General features: G+C 68.9%; 12 protein-coding genes. 11 read left to right on the forward strand and 1 reads right to left on the reverse strand.

All coding sequences use genetic code 11. The annotated features are described in order from the left end of the window. The first annotated feature begins 196 nt into the window (after positions 1-196). Together OKQ63_RS24710 and OKQ63_RS24715 are read left to right on the forward strand one after the other, a co-directional pair. Positions 197-1,738: a sensor histidine kinase gene (locus OKQ63_RS24710; RefSeq protein WP_264214549.1), complete on the forward strand. Its 1,542-nt coding sequence runs from the start codon at positions 197-199 to the stop codon at positions 1,736-1,738. Then, a complete protein-coding gene (locus tag OKQ63_RS24715; RefSeq protein WP_264214550.1) occupies positions 1,735-2,343 on the forward strand; it encodes a response regulator transcription factor in 609 nt (202 codons plus the stop codon). Before OKQ63_RS24710 ends, OKQ63_RS24715 begins: the two co-directional genes overlap by 4 nt. Positions 2,344-2,477: 134 nt before the next feature. On the opposite strand, the gene qhpR is transcribed toward OKQ63_RS24715, so the two are convergent. Further along, positions 2,478-3,503, reverse strand: a complete 1,026-nt coding sequence (gene qhpR, locus OKQ63_RS24720) for an AraC-like transcriptional regulator QhpR (protein ID WP_264214551.1) — start codon at positions 3,501-3,503, stop codon at positions 2,478-2,480. 160 nt (positions 3,504-3,663) lie between these two features. Here qhpR and qhpG point away from each other — a divergent pair, with 160 nt between their 5' ends. From qhpG to OKQ63_RS24765, 9 genes are read left to right on the forward strand one after another with little or no spacing between them, the layout of a single operon-like run. After that, the gene (gene qhpG, locus OKQ63_RS24725; protein WP_264214552.1) at positions 3,664-5,022 is read left to right on the forward strand and encodes a flavin-dependent monooxygenase QhpG; all 1,359 of its coding nucleotides are present in this window, start codon (positions 3,664-3,666) and stop codon (positions 5,020-5,022) included. After that, positions 4,998-6,521: a quinohemoprotein amine dehydrogenase subunit alpha gene (peaA, locus tag OKQ63_RS24730; protein WP_264214553.1), complete on the forward strand. Its 1,524-nt coding sequence runs from the start codon at positions 4,998-5,000 to the stop codon at positions 6,519-6,521. Before qhpG ends, peaA begins: the two co-directional genes overlap by 25 nt. A gap of 18 nt (positions 6,522-6,539) precedes the next feature. Next, positions 6,540-7,964 (forward strand): quinohemoprotein amine dehydrogenase maturation protein, encoded by a 1,425-nt coding sequence (peaB, locus tag OKQ63_RS24735; protein ID WP_264214554.1) that lies wholly within the window; start codon positions 6,540-6,542, stop codon positions 7,962-7,964. Beyond that, complete coding sequence (gene qhpC / locus OKQ63_RS24740; RefSeq protein WP_264214555.1) at positions 7,961-8,284, forward strand: quinohemoprotein amine dehydrogenase subunit gamma; 324 nt, start codon at positions 7,961-7,963, stop codon at positions 8,282-8,284. The genes peaB and qhpC overlap by 4 nt, the downstream gene beginning before the upstream one ends. A gap of 13 nt (positions 8,285-8,297) precedes the next feature. Then, complete coding sequence (gene peaD, locus OKQ63_RS24745; RefSeq protein ID WP_264214556.1) at positions 8,298-9,377, forward strand: quinohemoprotein amine dehydrogenase subunit beta; 1,080 nt, start codon at positions 8,298-8,300, stop codon at positions 9,375-9,377. Next, a complete protein-coding gene (locus OKQ63_RS24750; protein WP_264214557.1) occupies positions 9,374-11,131 on the forward strand; it encodes an ABC transporter ATP-binding protein in 1,758 nt (585 codons plus the stop codon). Before peaD ends, OKQ63_RS24750 begins: the two co-directional genes overlap by 4 nt. After that, entirely contained in the window at positions 11,113-11,769 is a 657-nt protein-coding gene (gene qhpE / locus OKQ63_RS24755) for a subtilisin-like serine protease QhpE (RefSeq protein ID WP_264214558.1), read from the forward strand. Before OKQ63_RS24750 ends, qhpE begins: the two co-directional genes overlap by 19 nt. Beyond that, positions 11,766-12,761, forward strand: a complete 996-nt coding sequence (locus OKQ63_RS24760; RefSeq protein WP_264214559.1) for a helix-turn-helix domain-containing protein — start codon at positions 11,766-11,768, stop codon at positions 12,759-12,761. Before qhpE ends, OKQ63_RS24760 begins: the two co-directional genes overlap by 4 nt. A gap of 15 nt (positions 12,762-12,776) precedes the next feature. Further along, entirely contained in the window at positions 12,777-14,180 is a 1,404-nt protein-coding gene (locus tag OKQ63_RS24765) for an aldehyde dehydrogenase family protein (protein WP_264214560.1), read from the forward strand. The last annotated feature ends 52 nt before the right edge of the window (positions 14,181-14,232 follow it).

Below are 14,232 nucleotides of genomic sequence, written 5' to 3' on the forward strand. Positions count from 1 at the left end.
GCTCCGCGGCAAAGGCCGGCGGCGGCCCATCGGCTTCGCTTTTGCCGGGCCAGCGGGACACGCTGCGCAAGGACCCGGCCCGCCGCGACCCGCAGGGCGAGATCCGGCGCCGCGCCGGACAGGGCCGCGTCCGCGGCTTGCAGCCAGCCCCCCCGTCACCTACGGTCTGTTCTGCCAGATCTGCGCGAACCGGGACATGAAAGCACCACCTCCAGCCACCCTGCCGCCCGCCACCGCCCTGCGCCTGCTGGGCGGCTGGCTGGCCGTTCTGATCGTGGCAGCCGGGCTGTCGGCGCTGCTGGAACGCCACAAGCTGCTGGCCGAGCTGCAGACCGAGGCGCACAGCCTGCACCGCCTCGCGTCGCAGCGCGCCGACCAGCACGATGCCCATCTGACCTCCCTGTCGGCGCTGGCCACCGCCGGAGAGGAGGTGCGGCGCGACCTGTTCCTCGATGTCGGCGCCACCATCCTGCGGTTCTACCCGCGCATCACCGCCATTGATCTGGTGCCGCTTGCGGGCGGCGCCTCCCTGACCAGCCGCGCCGGCCTGCCGGAGGAAACCGCGGCCCTGATCGGCAGCGCCGCGCGGGCCTCCAGCGGGCAGCTGATGCTGGCCGCCGCCCCCGGCGCGCCGGACCACTACCTGCTGGTCAAGCGCAGCCCCAACTCTGACAACGCACGCTTCGGCCTGGCGCTGCAGATCGAGGCCGCCGCGCTGCTGGCCTCCGACAGCAGCTTCTGGTCCCGGCCTTCGGTGTTCAGGACCCTGCATCTGCCCGATGGCACCGCCCTGCCCGGCAGCGGCCCGGCCGCGGATGCGCAGTTCGCAAAACCGCTCGGCAGCGCCTCCCAGCCGCTGCGCTTCGCGGCCGGAATTTCGCCGGGCCTGGCCGACCTGCTTCCGCCGCACCGGCTGCTGGCGGTGGCGGGCCTCACCACCCTTTTGTACCTGATCACCGCGCTTGGCCTGCGCCAGCTGATGCGGGCGCGGCAGGCGGAAACCCAGGCCCGGCTGAGCGCCCAGGACGCCCGCCTCGCCCATGCCTCGCGGGTCAACGCCCTGGGCGAGATGGCCAGCGGCATCGCGCATGAGCTGACCCAGCCGCTGACCGCCATCCTCAGCCAGGCGCAGGCCGGGCGGCACCTGGCGGCCCGCGGCGGCGCGGACCAGACCGCCCCGGTGTTCGAGGGCATCGCCAGCCAGGCCAAACGCGCCTCCGCCATTCTCGGGCGGCTGCGCAACTGGACCCGGCCGCGCAACGACCCCGCCGGGCCGGTGCCGGTGCCCGAGGCCGTCCGCGGCGTCGAGCTGCTGCTGCGCCCCGAGGCCGGGCGCGCGGGCATCCGCCTCGCGGTGGATCCGGGGCCGCCGTCGCTGACCGTCCGCGCCGATCCCGTCGAGCTGGAGCAGATCCTGTTCAACCTGGTGCGCAACGCCATCGAGGCCGCCTCGGAAAGCGATGAGAAACAGGTCTCGCTCACCGCGCGGCACAGCGGCGGCGGGGTGCTGATCGAAGTTGCCGACAGCGGCCCCGGCGTGCCGCCGGACATCCGCCCGCACCTGTTCGAACCTTTCGTCACCGGCAAACCGGACGGCACCGGCCTGGGCCTTGCGCTCTGCCAGCGGCTGGCCGAACGCATGGGCGGCGATCTGTCGCTTGGTACGGATGCGCCGCAAACCCTGTTCCGCCTGCGCCTGCCGGACGCCCGGGCCCGCCCGGCGGAGGCCGCGGAATGAGCGGTCCGGTCTATCTGGTGGATGATGACGACGCGGTGCGCGAGGCGCTTTCGCTGCTGCTGCGCACCGTCGGCATCGAGGTCCGCAGCTTTGCCGCCCCGGAATCGTTTCTCAGCGCTCTTGCCGCGCTGCCGCCGGGCTGCCTGATCCTCGACATCCGGATGCCGGTGATCTCCGGCCTCAAGCTGCAGGAACAGCTGCGCGCGCAGGGCGTGAACTGGCCCACCGTGGTGATCAGCGGCCACGGCGATATCGAGGCCTGCCGCCGCGCCTTCCGCAGCGGCGCCATCGACTTTCTCAGCAAGCCGGTGGACGAGCACGACCTGATCGACGCCATCCAGCGCGGCCAGGCCGAACTGGAGCGCAGCAGGCGCCGGGCCTGCGAAACCGGCGAGGCCCGGCGCCTGCTGGCGCGGCTCACCGGACGCGAGACCGAAGTGCTGGAGATGATCGCCAAGGGCCTGACCACACGGCAGATCGCCGGGGTGCTGGAGCTGTCGCCGCGCACCGTCGACAGCCACCGTGCCGCCATCGGCACCAAGGCCGGCACCACCTCCGCCGCCGAGTTGACCCGGCTGTGGCTGGAGGGGCGCGGCACGCCGTAGACCCGCCTGAACCGCTGCAGGCCCTAACAATTGCCAGGCTGCGGACACGCCGGCGGCCTGCACCGGCCGCGCAGGCGGACGATGCCGCGGAAACCGCCGAAATCATCCGCGCCACGGCGCACGGGGGCAGACCGTCAAGATAGCTCAGTTAGCTGGTGCTGGCTTTTCCGGAACTGGCTGGGCGTTGCCCCCTCCTGCTGCCGGAAGGCGCGTTCAAACGCAGACACTTCGGAATATCCCAGCCGCTCGGATATATCGTGCAGCTGCGCCCCGGGCGCCAGCAGCATGCGCTTGGCAATCTCCATCCGGCAGCCTGCCAGCAGCCGGGAGAACCTCTGCCCTTCGTCCTCCAGCCGGCGCCGCAGGGTGCGGCGCGACATGCCCAGGGCAGCGGCGATGGCGGTCTGCTCAAAGCTTTCGCGGCCGATCCGCATCAGCAGTTCGCGGCGCACCCGCACCGCAACCGGCGCCGCGCGCTCGCTTTGCCGGGCGGTGCGGACAATCGATTGCGACGCCGCCTTGAACGCCGGGTTTTCGCAGTCCGCCAGCGGCAGGTTCAGCACCCCGGCGGAAAACACCAGCGTGTTCGACGCGGCGGCATACTGCACCGGGCAGTGCGGCCCGGCGGTGCTGCGGCTGTGCAATGCGCTTGATTCGTGCTCCAGCGACAGCCGTTCCGGCCGCCAGTCCGGCCCGGTGGCGGTGCGGATCAGACTGTGGAACACCGACAGCGTCAGCTCGGCATCCTGCTGCCGCGGCCAGATGCTGGTATCGAGGATCCGGTAGGTCAGCAGCGCCTTGTCCGCCTCCACCGTCAGCCGCAGTTCCGAGTCGCTTTGCACCATCGGAAAGGCACTGCGGAACAGCGACAAGGCAGCCCCCAGCGTCGGCGCCTGCTTGATGAATTCCCCAAGCGTGCCAAGGTTTTGCAAATCGAAGACCGAGCCGACCCGCCAGCCGAAATCAGGCAGGCCGAGCTGTGCGGAAGCATGTTCACAGAAGTCCACGAACTTCTTCAGGCCGATCTCGCCATCCAGGTCCTCCGGGCCGATCCTGGCGCTGCGGAAAATACTGTCCGCATCGCCGTTCATGAATTCGACGGCCCGCAGCGGGTCGTTCAAGGTAGAGGCCGAAATCCGGGGCTGGTAGGTGTGTGGCATCGCGCAGTTCCTCAGGATTGCGCCAGAATACCGCAAAAACCCGGCATTCCAGAAAAATTGCCGCAAGCGGGACCTAGGCCGCCGATTCTGTCCGGAAATGTCGTCTTGTTGTCCGGAAGTGTCCGCCACAAGAGGCGGTCTGCCGGGGCACCCTGGCTGAATGGCACCTCAAACAGGCACCTTTGATATTGCGATTGCAGGCGGCGGCCCGGCCGGGTCGGTGGCGGCGGTGCTGCTGGCCCGGGCCGGGTTCCGCGTGGCGCTGGCGACCCTGCCGCCGCGCGGCCCCCGGTTCGAGGGCCTGTCCGCCCGCGTCGCTGCGATCCTGGCGCGGCACCGCCTGCCGCTGGCCGGGATCGGCCCGGCGGCGCAGCGCCATGTCAGCTGGGGGGCGTTCCAGGGCGGGCAGAACAGCGAGCATCCGGCCGACCGCAGCCGGTTCGACGCCGGGCTGCTGGCGGCCGCGCAGGCCGAAGGTGCCACCGTTGTTTTTCAGGCGGTGGCCGGCGTGCACCCGGACAAGGGCGAAATCCGCCTGGCCAATGGCCAACGCCTTGCCGCCCGGCTGCTGTTCGAAGCCCGCGGCCGCCGCGCCCCGCGCCAGTCCACGGAATTGAACCGGGCGGAGCTTATCGGGCCGGACACGATTTCCGTTGCTGGTTTTGTGCCGCCGCGCGCAGGGAGCATGGATTCTCCGCGGATCGAAGCGCTGCCCGGCGGCTGGATCTGGTCGGTGCCGATGGACGGCGGCCGGCTATGGCTGCAGGCGGTGGGCGGTGCGGCGTCGCTGGGCCGGACGCGCGGCAAATCAGCTGTGGCGGCACTGTGGAATACGGTGCAGCGGGACACTCCCCTGCCCCGCCGTCCCGCCGTGCACGCCATCGCGCCGCGGCTGGCGGCGCCGGATCTGGACCCGCGCTGCCCGCGGCTGGGCGATGCGGCAGTGGCGCTGGATCCCTTGTCGGGGCATGGCATGTTCTGGGCGGTATCCTCGGCGCTGATGGCGGTGCCCATCGCACGGGCACTGCTGGCGGGGGAGGCGGCGCTGGCCCGCGACTTCTACCGCAACCGGGTGGCAGAGACCTTTTGGCGGCAGGCCCGGGTGGGGCGGGATTTCTACCGCGAGGCGCAGTTTCAGACTCCGTTCTGGCAGCAGCGCGCGGCCTGGCCCGATGATGCGCCGGCCCATGATACGGACATCCGCCCGCATGTCGGCACCCGGGTTGTGGTGCAGGACGGGCAACTGGCGCGGCGCGAGGTGCTGATCACCCGCGAGGCCCCCGGCGGCGCGGCCTTTGCCGCCGGGCAGGAGATCGTGCCGCTGCTGCGCCGCCTGAATGGACGGCCGCTGCCGGACGCGGCCCGCTTTCACCGCTCAGTTCTGCCCGAGGCGCCGCCGCGGGCGGCCCGGGCGATCCATCAATGGCTTTTGTCGCAAGGCTTCACCGAGGGGGCGCAGATCCCCTGGGACACTGCAAACAGGGAGACTGATCCATGCAACTACGACCCCGCAGCCTGACGGCTGCACTTCTGATATCAGCCGCTGGCGCGGCGCCAGCGCTGGCCGGCGAAGAGCTGCTGCAGAACATCTGCACCGCCTGCCATACCGGCGAAGACGGCGGATTGACCCGCATCAGCGGCCAGCGCAAAACACCCGAAGGCTGGATGATGACTATCGTGCGGATGCAGCAGGCGCACGGGCTGGAGATCAGCGCCGGGGACCGCCGCGCCATCGTGCAGCATCTGGCGGACAGCCAGGGCCTGGCGCCGTCCGAGGCCGCGCCGTTCCGCTATGCGCTGGAGAAAGACCCGAACGCGCAGGAGAGCTTTGACGAGCCTTTTGCCTCGATGTGCGCGCGCTGCCACACCGGCGCGCGGGGTCTGCTGCAGCACCGCACCGCGGAGGAATGGACGCTGCACATGGATTTCCATGTCGGCCATTTCCCCACCATCGAATACCAGGCGCTTGGCCGCGACCGCGAGTGGTACAAGATCGCCCGGACCGAGATCGCCGGTTATCTGGCGGAACAGAACCCGCTGGAAACCGCCGCCTGGACGGACTGGCAGGCTGCGGAGAAGCAGCCGGTGGCGGGCGACTGGGTGGTGATGACCGACCTGCCCGGCATCGGCGAGGCCTACGGGCGGCTGACGGTGAGCGGTGACGCTTCCCCCTATCAGGTCTCGGGCGAATTCGTGACGGCGGACGGCACCGCGCATCCCGCCTCCGGCCAGATGAACCTTTATACCGGCTATGAATGGCGCGCCAATCTCGACATCGGCGGCACCTCTTACCGTCAGGTGCTGGCGCTGTCGGAGGATGGCAACGCCCTGCAGGGCCGCCAGTTCGACCGCAGCAACGACGCCCTGGGCGCGCCGCTGAGCGGTGTGCGGGAGGGTGCGGGCAGCGTCATTCTGGGCACCGTCCCCTCTGCCGTTCCGGCGGGGGAGGCTGAGGTGCAGGTGGTCGGCACCGGGCTGGACGGTCTGGACAGCTCCAGCGGCGAGGCAACGGCAAATGGCTTTGGCGCGGCATTGTCGCTGGCGGCGGAGGGCAACGGCGTTGTCACCTTCAGCGCAGGCGGGGCCGAGGGGCAGATCGCGCATTACACCTCGGTCGACAGCATCCGTGTGGAGCCGGAATTCACCATCGCCCGGGTCGGCGGCGGCGGCGGTGAAGGGCCGGAAGCGGTGCCTGCCTATTTCAACGCGGTTGGCATGTGGAACGGCGCCGACGGCAAGCCCGGAACCGAGGACGACGTCCGCATCGGCCGCATTGAGGCGCAGTGGACCGTTGCCAATGCGCATGAGCACGCCGCCCACATGAAGGACACCGAATTTGCAGGCGGCATGCAGGCCAACGGCATCTTCATGCCCGCCATGGCCGGTCCCAACCCCGACCGCCCGTTCAGCGCCAACAACGCAGGCGAGCTGAAGGTGCAGGCCGAGGCGATGGGCCAGCAGGCGGAGGCCATGCTGATCGTCACCGTGCAGCGCTTCATCGATCCGCCGATCCGCTGAAGCACAGGGAGAAAACCCATGAAAGATTTCCATTATCAGCCAGCCAATGCGCACCGGGTCGCGATCGAAGGGCGCGAGGTGCTGTTCCATGTCCCCACCACTTCGATCTTCGAGATGGACGGCACCGACCGCGACATCCTCGACTACGCCGCGCAGGAGCAGGCGTTCTCGATGGACGAGTTCGAGGCGCGGTTTGCGGCTGCGGATGCGGCGGCACGGCTCGACGGGCTGGTGCGGCTCGACATCATCAACGACGGCCGCCCGCTGCAGCCGGAACGCCCGCCGATCGAGATCGAGAATTTTCCGCTGACGACCATCGTTCTGAACGTCAACACCGGCTGCAACCTGGCCTGCTCCTATTGCTACAAGGAGGATCTGGCGGTGCCCTCCAAGGGCCAGAAGATGGCCTTTGACACCGCGCGCAAGTCGGTGGAGATGCTGATGGCGGAAAATCCGGACCGCGACAGCTACAACGTGGTGTTCTTCGGCGGCGAGCCGCTGTCGAACCAGCCTCTGATCCGCCAGGTGGTGGACTGGGCCGAGCCGCATTTCGCGGCCTTTGGCAAGGCGGTGAACTTCAGCCTCACCACCAATGCCACCCTGCTGACCGAGCCGCTGATCGACTGGCTGGACGCGCACAAGTTCGGCCTAACGGTGTCCATCGACGGCCCCAAGGCGCAGCACGACCTCAACCGCAAGACGGTCGGCGGCAAGGGCACCTATGATGCGGTCGCCGCCAAGGCGCGGCTGCTGCTGTCGCGCTATAAATCCAAGCCGGTCGGCGCCCGTGTCACCCTGACTGCGGGGATCACCAACATCGTTGAAATCTGGGACCACCTGATCAACGACATCGGTTTTGCCGAAGTGGGCTTCTCGCCGGTCACCTCGGGCGACATGGATGCCTTCAACCTCAACGGTGCCGAGCTGCTGGAGGTGTTCGAGGGCATGAAATCCTTGGGCCGGCTCTATGTCGAGGAGGCGCTGAGGGGCCGCAACATCGGCTTTTCCAACATGCACCAGATGATGAACGACCTCTACGAAGGCCGCTCCAAGGCGCTGCCCTGCGGTGCCGGTGTGGGCATGCTGGCGGTCAATCACGATGGCGCGCTGAACCTGTGCCACCGGTTCACCGGATCGGAAATGGACCAGTTCGGCACCGTCGACGAGGGCATCAAGCGCAAAGAGCTATCGGGGTTCATCAAGGCGCGCTCCGACCGCACCGAGAAGGGATGCGCCAGCTGCCGCATCCGCAACCTGTGCGCCGGCGGCTGCTATCATGAAAGCTATGCCCATTTCAGCGACCCGATGATGCCGACCTACCACTACTGCGACCTGATGCGCGACTGGATCGATTTCGGCGTCGCCGCCTATGCCCGGCTGATCGCCCAGGCACCGCAGTACTTCCACCAACACGTTGCGCCGAGGAGGGCGTTTGGAAAATGAAACCGCTCAATCAGAAAGCCGAACGCGTCCAGCAGGCCGCCGCCGAAGGCCAGATGGAAGAGGTCCGCGCCATGCAGACCGTGACCGCGGGCTGTGCCACCACCTTTGATCCCGGCTGGGAGGTCGATCCCTTCGGCGGCCTCGCCGCCCTGTGCCAGCCGATGGAGGCCGATCTTTACGGCTGCTCCGACCCCTGCTGGTGGCCCGCGCAGGTGCCTGACATCATGGTCAACCACCAGAACTGGGACGAAGGCGCCCCCAACGCCGCCAAGGACTGGCGCGCGCTTGGCACCACCTACCCCAATGACGCCGAAACCTGAGGAGACCCGCATCATGAAAACCGCGCTTTTTGCTGCTGCCGCGCTGGTTGCCGGCGCCCTGCCGCTGGCCGCTGGCGACCTTCTGGTGACGGTGGCCCGGCCCTCTAACCTCTATGTTTTTGATGCCGAAGGCCGCTCGGTCAAATCCGACTGCGACCTGGGGGCGAATGTGACCCCCGGCGTCATTGCCATGTCGCCGGACAACCGCATCGCCTATGTGCTGCTGAACCACTGGCAGGACGTGGTCGGCGTCGATATCGAGACCTGTGAAAAGGTCTTTCACGCCGCCCAGTCCGAGGGCGATGTGACCCGCCGCTCGCTAGCCTCGCTCGCCGTCTCCAAGGACGGCAGCCAGATCTACACGGTGCGCAATCCGGTGCGCAAAAACATCGACCGCTACGAGGTGATGCAACCGGAATTTGCCGTCTATGACGCCGGTGCCGGGCTGGAGGCGCAGCCCGCTGCGGTGTTCGAGGCGCCGCGCCGCTCCACCCTGATGGCCAGCGACCGCACCGGCCAGGTCTATGTCGCGGGCCATGAGATCTACCGGGTTGACCCCAGCAATGGCGAAACCGAGGTGGCGATTGCCAATGCCAGCTGGGACCGCCCGACCTACAGCCCGCCGGATGTGCTGGCCTTCTGGCCCACCGGCAGCCAGAACGACGAGATGCTGCTGATGTACACCGCGGCGGTCTTCAGCGACGAAACCCAACAGGAGATGGCAGATTTTGTCTGGGGCTACCAGTCGGTCGATCTGACCACCGGCGAGACCGAGATCGCCGATTTCGCCTCCTTCGAGGTGCTGATGTTCTCCGCCGTCCGCAGTGCCACGGACCCCAAGCACCTTTATGGCGTCTATACCCAGCTCTCCAAGCACAACCTGGAGACTCGCGAACTGGTCAAGCGGGTGGACCTGCCGCACACCTATTACGTCATCAACGTGTCCAGCGACGGCAAGGAAATCTACGTCGGCGGCACCAATGACGACATCGGCATCTACGACAGCGAAACGCTGGAGCGCGTGGGCGAGATCCGCATGCCCTCCGGCGGGGATATGTCGGTCTCCACCCTGCACGTCGTGCCGCAGGGATGAGCGGGCCTGCCGCCAGACTCTCCCCCCAGCCGGGCGGCCCTGCTGCCGCCCGGGCCTGGCCGCGCCTGCGGTTCCGCGCAGGTGCGGCGCTTTTCACATCCTCCACCGCGGGCTGGCTGCTGCCGCTGCTGCACCCGCACCGGCGCCGGCTGGCGCTGCTCTTGCTGATCAGCTTTGCCGCCGCCGCCCTCGGCCTGCTGCCGCCCTATATCAGCAAGCTGGTGATCGACCGCGGACTGATGGCGGGGGATGCCTCGCAGCTCGTGGTCTGGTCGCTGGCGCTGTTTGCCATCGGCCTGCTGGCCACCGCCACCGGCGCGCTCAGCACTATCCTGCATATGCGCGCCTCGGTGCGGATGCTGGCACGGCTGCGGCAGAAACTGCTGTCGCGGCTGGCCGCCAAGCCGGCCGGCTGGTTTGCCACCCAGCGCGCGGGAGAGCTGCTGGCGCGGGTCGACGGCGACGCGGCCGAAGTGCAGAAATTTGCCTTCAACGCGGTGCTCGGCGGCTCCTCGGCGCTGATCCGGCTGATTGGCGGCTCGGCAATGCTGATGCTGCTGGACTGGCGGCTGGGGCTGCTGACGGCGCTCTTGGCCCCGGCTGAGCTGCTGTTCCTGATCTGGGCACGGCCCCGCACCGAACGCCATGCCGCCGCGGTGCGCGAGATGCAGGGGCGGTACAGCGCGGGTCTGTCGGAAGCCCTGTTCGGCCTGCCCGCGCTGCAGGCCGCCCGCGGCACCCTCTGGGCCGAGCGGCGCAGCCTGCGCGACCACGCCGGGCTGAACCAGCGGCTGATCGCCCAGAACCTCTGGGGCGAATTCACCCGCGCGGTGCCGGTGCTCTTGTCGGCACTGACCCGCTCCGCGGTGTTTCTGGCCGGCGGGCTGATGGTAATCCGCGGCGACTGGCCGCTGGGCTCGCTGATCGCCTTCATCGCCTATATGGGTTTCATGACCGGGCCGATGCAATCGCTGCTGGGCCTGTGGCACGCGCAGGCACGGGTCAAGGTGGCCGCGGCGCGGCTGGACGCGGTGATGCAGCCCCCGGCCCGCGCAAAAACCGCCTGTTTCTCCCCCGCGGGCTATGCCCTGCGCCTGGACGCTGTGACCGTGGCACGCGGCGGGGCGGCGCCGATCGGCCCGCTCAGCCTGACTGTTCCGGAAGGCACCCGTTTGGCCCTCAAAGGCCCCAGCGGCGCAGGAAAAACCTCGCTGATCGCGGTGCTGTGCGGGCGCGCGCAGCCGCTGTCCGGGCGGGCCGCCCTGGGCGGCGCGGACCTGCGCCGGCTCGGCGGCGGCGCCCTGCCGGAACGGGTAGCCTACGCCGGTCAGCGGCCCTTCACCCTGCGCGCCAGCCTGCGCGACAACCTGTTCCAGAGCCGCGCCTTCTGGGCCACCCCCGGCAGTGAACCCCGGGTCTGGGAGCTGCTGGACCTGTTCGGCCTGGCCGGGCGGTTCCGCAGCGCCGATGGCCTCGACACCATGCTGGGCGAAAGCGGCCTGACGCTGTCGGGCGGCGAGCGCCAGCGGCTCTGCCTGCTGCGCGCCCTGCTCGCGCCCTTCGATATCCTGATCCTCGACGAGGCGCTGTCCGAGGTCGACCCCGCCACCGCCGCCCGGATCATGGGCTGCATCGACGAGACCTTCCCCCAAGCCACCCGCATCATCACCGCCCACGGCGGCGCCGCGGCTGCCGGGAAATTCGATATGGAAATCGATCTGACAAAGGCCGGAACATGCCCCCTGCCCCGCTGATTGCCCTGATCGACGGCCCGCTGCCTGCAAGCACCCCGGGCCTCTCCGCCCGTGCAGATGTCTGCACGCTGCATCCGCGTGCCGCCGAAAGCCCGGCAGCGCTGCATGCCAGCCACATAGCCGCCGCCATCCGCGCCAATGCGCCGGCGGCGCGGCTGCTCGGGTTCAGCATCTTTCCCGGGCGGCTTGCCACCTCTGCCGCAACCGTGGCGGATGCCCTGCACCGCGCCGCAGAGTCGGAAGCGGCAATTGTCCACTGCTCCTTTGGCCATGCCTCAGCCAGCCCGGCGCTGGCTGAGGGTGTGGCGGCGGTGCTGCACACAGGCAAGCTGCTGGTCGCCTCCGCCCCCGCCCGCGGCACGCCGGTTTATCCGGCGGCCTGCGAGGGGGTTCTTGCAGTGCAGGGCGATGCCCGCTGCAGCCCGGGCCAGTGGTCGCTGTTGAACCTTCCGGGCGCGCGGTATGGCGCCTGCCCCGGCAATCCCGGCGCAGTGGTGCGCGGCGCCAGCCTCGCGGCGGCGCATTTCACCGGCCTGCTGGCCCGCGCCTGCGCGCAAGACGGACTTGAGAGCATGCTGCAAACCCCGGCCTTCACCGGCCGCGAACGCATCGGGGCGGGAGGCCCGCAGGCCGCATGATCTGCTTTGACACCTGGAACAGCACCCTGCGTGCCAACTGCGGCCATTATTATGCCAGCCCGGACCGGGCCGCGGCCGGCTGGATGGGGTCGTTCGAGCTGCACCGGCGCAGCGGCGTCGACGTGGCCGGGATCCGCTGCCCGCCCGCCCGCATCACCCGCACCCGCCAGGGCATCCTGCGCGACGATCAGGAGCATTTCTTTCTGCTGCACCAGCTGGAGGGCGAAACCGGCATCCATCACGCGGGCCGCGAGACGCTGCTGCGGCCGGGCGAATTCCTGCTGCTCGATTCCACCCGCGCCGCCGAGCTGAGCGTCACCGGCCGGCCCGCTGCCTTCCTGTCGGCGCATCTGCCGCGGGCGCTGGTGCTGGAGACCCGCCGGGAAATGCCGCAGGCGGGCTGCAAGATCGCCCCGCCGCATCCGCTGCACGCCGGCCTGCGCGGTCTGCTGGAGGCGGACGGGGCGCAGGACAATGCCGGCTATATCTTCGAACTGGTGCCGCTGGCCTTTGCCGCTGCCGGACCGCGCCCCGGTGCCGGCAGCCTCACCAGCCGCAAGCACCGCTTCCGGCTGGTGCGCGAGACGCTGGAGCTGCTCAGCGCCGATGCGCAGCTGACGGTGGACAGCCTTGCCGCCCGCACAGGGCTGTCGCGCCGCCAGCTGCAGCGCGAGTTTCAGGAGAGCGGCACCACCTTCACCGAATGCCTGACCCGCACAAGGCTGGCCGCAGTGGCCGCCAGCCTGCGCCACGCCGCCCGCCAGGGCCGCCGCGTGCCCATCGCCCAGATCGCCTATGGCGCGGGATTCGGCGATATCTCCCATTTCAACCGCGTGTTCCGCCAGCGCTACGGCTGCGCGCCGCGCGGCTTCCTCAGCAACTGTAATCTCAACGGATCCTTGGCGCAGGACGCAAACTCTTTGGCACCGCCGCCCAAGACCCCGCCGCCGGGCCGTGCTTGTCTTTTTCCATCAAACCCGGCTGACGGATAAACAGGGAGAACGGCAATGGACTACCGCATGCTGATCAACGGCGAACAGGTTTCGGCGGAGCGCATGATCGAGGTGATCAACCCGGCAACGGAGGCGGTGTTTGCCCGCGTGCCGCATGCCTCCGAGGCGCAGATGAACCAGGCGGTGGCCGCCGCCAAGGCAGCGCAGAAAACTTGGGCGGAGACTCCTATGACCGAACGCCGCGCCAGGGTCGAGGCGCTGGCCGCCGCCATTGGCGAGGAGGCCGAGGAGCTGGCGCGGCTGATCACAATGGAGCAGGGCAAGCCGCTGCCCGAGGCGCAGGGAGAGGTTGCCTGGTCGCAAGGCTATCTGGCGCATACCGCGACGCTGGAGCTGCCGGACCGTGTGATCCAGGACGACGCCGAGTTCCGCATCGAGACGCGGCACAAACCCTTGGGCGTGGTGGCTGGCATCATCGCCTGGAACTTCCCGCTGCTCTTGTGCTGCTGGAAGATCGGCCCGGCGCTGATGGCGGGCAATGCCATCGTGCTGAAGCCTGCGCCGACCACCCCGGTCACGGCGCTGAAGCTGGGCGAAATCTGCGCCCGCATCTTCCCGCCCGGCCTCGTGAACATCATCACCGACGCGAATGACCTCGGCCCCAAGCTGACCGCGCATCCGGATGTGGCCAAGATCGGCTTTACCGGCTCGTCCGAGACCGGCAAGCGGATCATGGCCGGCGCTGCCAACACGATGAAGCGGGTGACGCTGGAGATGGGCGGCAACGACCCCGCCATCGTGCTGCCGGACGTGGATGTGAAGGCGGCGGCGGAAAAGATCTATGGCGGGGCCTTCCTCAATGCCGGCCAGGTCTGCCTGGCGGTGAAACGCGCCTATGTGCACAGCGATATCTACGAGGCGTTCTGCGCCGAGCTGGCCGCCCTTGCCGAACAGGCGGTGGTCGATGACGGCATGAAGCAGGGGACCACGATTGGCCCGATCCAGAACAAGGCACAGTTCGACAAAATCAAGAGCTTCCTGGAAGACGCCCGCGCCTGCGGCCGGATCATTGCCGGCGGCACAGTCAAACACGGTCCCGGCTATTTCGTGCGCCCGACCATCGTGCGCGATGTGACCGACGGGCAGAAGATCGTCGACGAGGAGCAGTTCGGGCCGATCCTGCCGGTGATCCGGTTCGACAATATCGACGACGTGATTGCCCGCGCCAATGCCTCCGATTACGGGCTGGGCGGTTCGGTGCATTCCGGCGATACCGCCAAGGCAGCGGAAATCGCCGGGCGCATCGACTCCGGCACCGTCTGGGTGAACCAGCAGCTGAACATCGGCCCGCATATCCCGATGGCCGGGTTCAAGGGCTCCGGTCTCGGCGTCGAGCAATCGGTCGAGGGGCTGGCCGAATACACCCAGATGCAGGTGATCAACGTCGCCCGCGGCTGATCTTCCAACCCGAAACCCGGCCGGGCTGTCCCCGCGGCGGCCCGGCCCGCAC

Source organism: Leisingera thetidis (assembly GCF_025857195.1).
Lineage (GTDB): Bacteria > Pseudomonadota > Alphaproteobacteria > Rhodobacterales > Rhodobacteraceae > Leisingera > Leisingera thetidis.

Excerpts from the sequence above, each read along its gene's own strand:
- OKQ63_RS24715 (WP_264214550.1), top strand. The coding sequence starts at position 1,735 with ATGAGCGGTCCGGTCTATCTGGTGGATGATGACGACGCGGTGCGCGAG.
- OKQ63_RS24750 (WP_264214557.1), top strand. The coding sequence starts at position 9,374 with ATGAGCGGGCCTGCCGCCAGACTCTCCCCCCAGCCGGGCGGCCCTGCT.
- peaD (WP_264214556.1), top strand. The coding sequence starts at position 8,298 with ATGAAAACCGCGCTTTTTGCTGCTGCCGCGCTGGTTGCCGGCGCCCTG.
- peaB (WP_264214554.1), top strand. The coding sequence starts at position 6,540 with ATGAAAGATTTCCATTATCAGCCAGCCAATGCGCACCGGGTCGCGATC.
- qhpE (WP_264214558.1), top strand. The coding sequence starts at position 11,113 with ATGCCCCCTGCCCCGCTGATTGCCCTGATCGACGGCCCGCTGCCTGCA.
- qhpC (WP_264214555.1), top strand. The coding sequence starts at position 7,961 with ATGAAACCGCTCAATCAGAAAGCCGAACGCGTCCAGCAGGCCGCCGCC.
- qhpR (WP_264214551.1), bottom strand. The coding sequence starts at position 3,503 with ATGCCACACACCTACCAGCCCCGGATTTCGGCCTCTACCTTGAACGAC.
- qhpG (WP_264214552.1), top strand. The coding sequence starts at position 3,664 with ATGGCACCTCAAACAGGCACCTTTGATATTGCGATTGCAGGCGGCGGC.
- OKQ63_RS24760 (WP_264214559.1), top strand. The coding sequence starts at position 11,766 with ATGATCTGCTTTGACACCTGGAACAGCACCCTGCGTGCCAACTGCGGC.
- OKQ63_RS24765 (WP_264214560.1), top strand. The coding sequence starts at position 12,777 with ATGGACTACCGCATGCTGATCAACGGCGAACAGGTTTCGGCGGAGCGC.
- OKQ63_RS24710 (WP_264214549.1), top strand. The coding sequence starts at position 197 with ATGAAAGCACCACCTCCAGCCACCCTGCCGCCCGCCACCGCCCTGCGC.
- peaA (WP_264214553.1), top strand. The coding sequence starts at position 4,998 with ATGCAACTACGACCCCGCAGCCTGACGGCTGCACTTCTGATATCAGCC.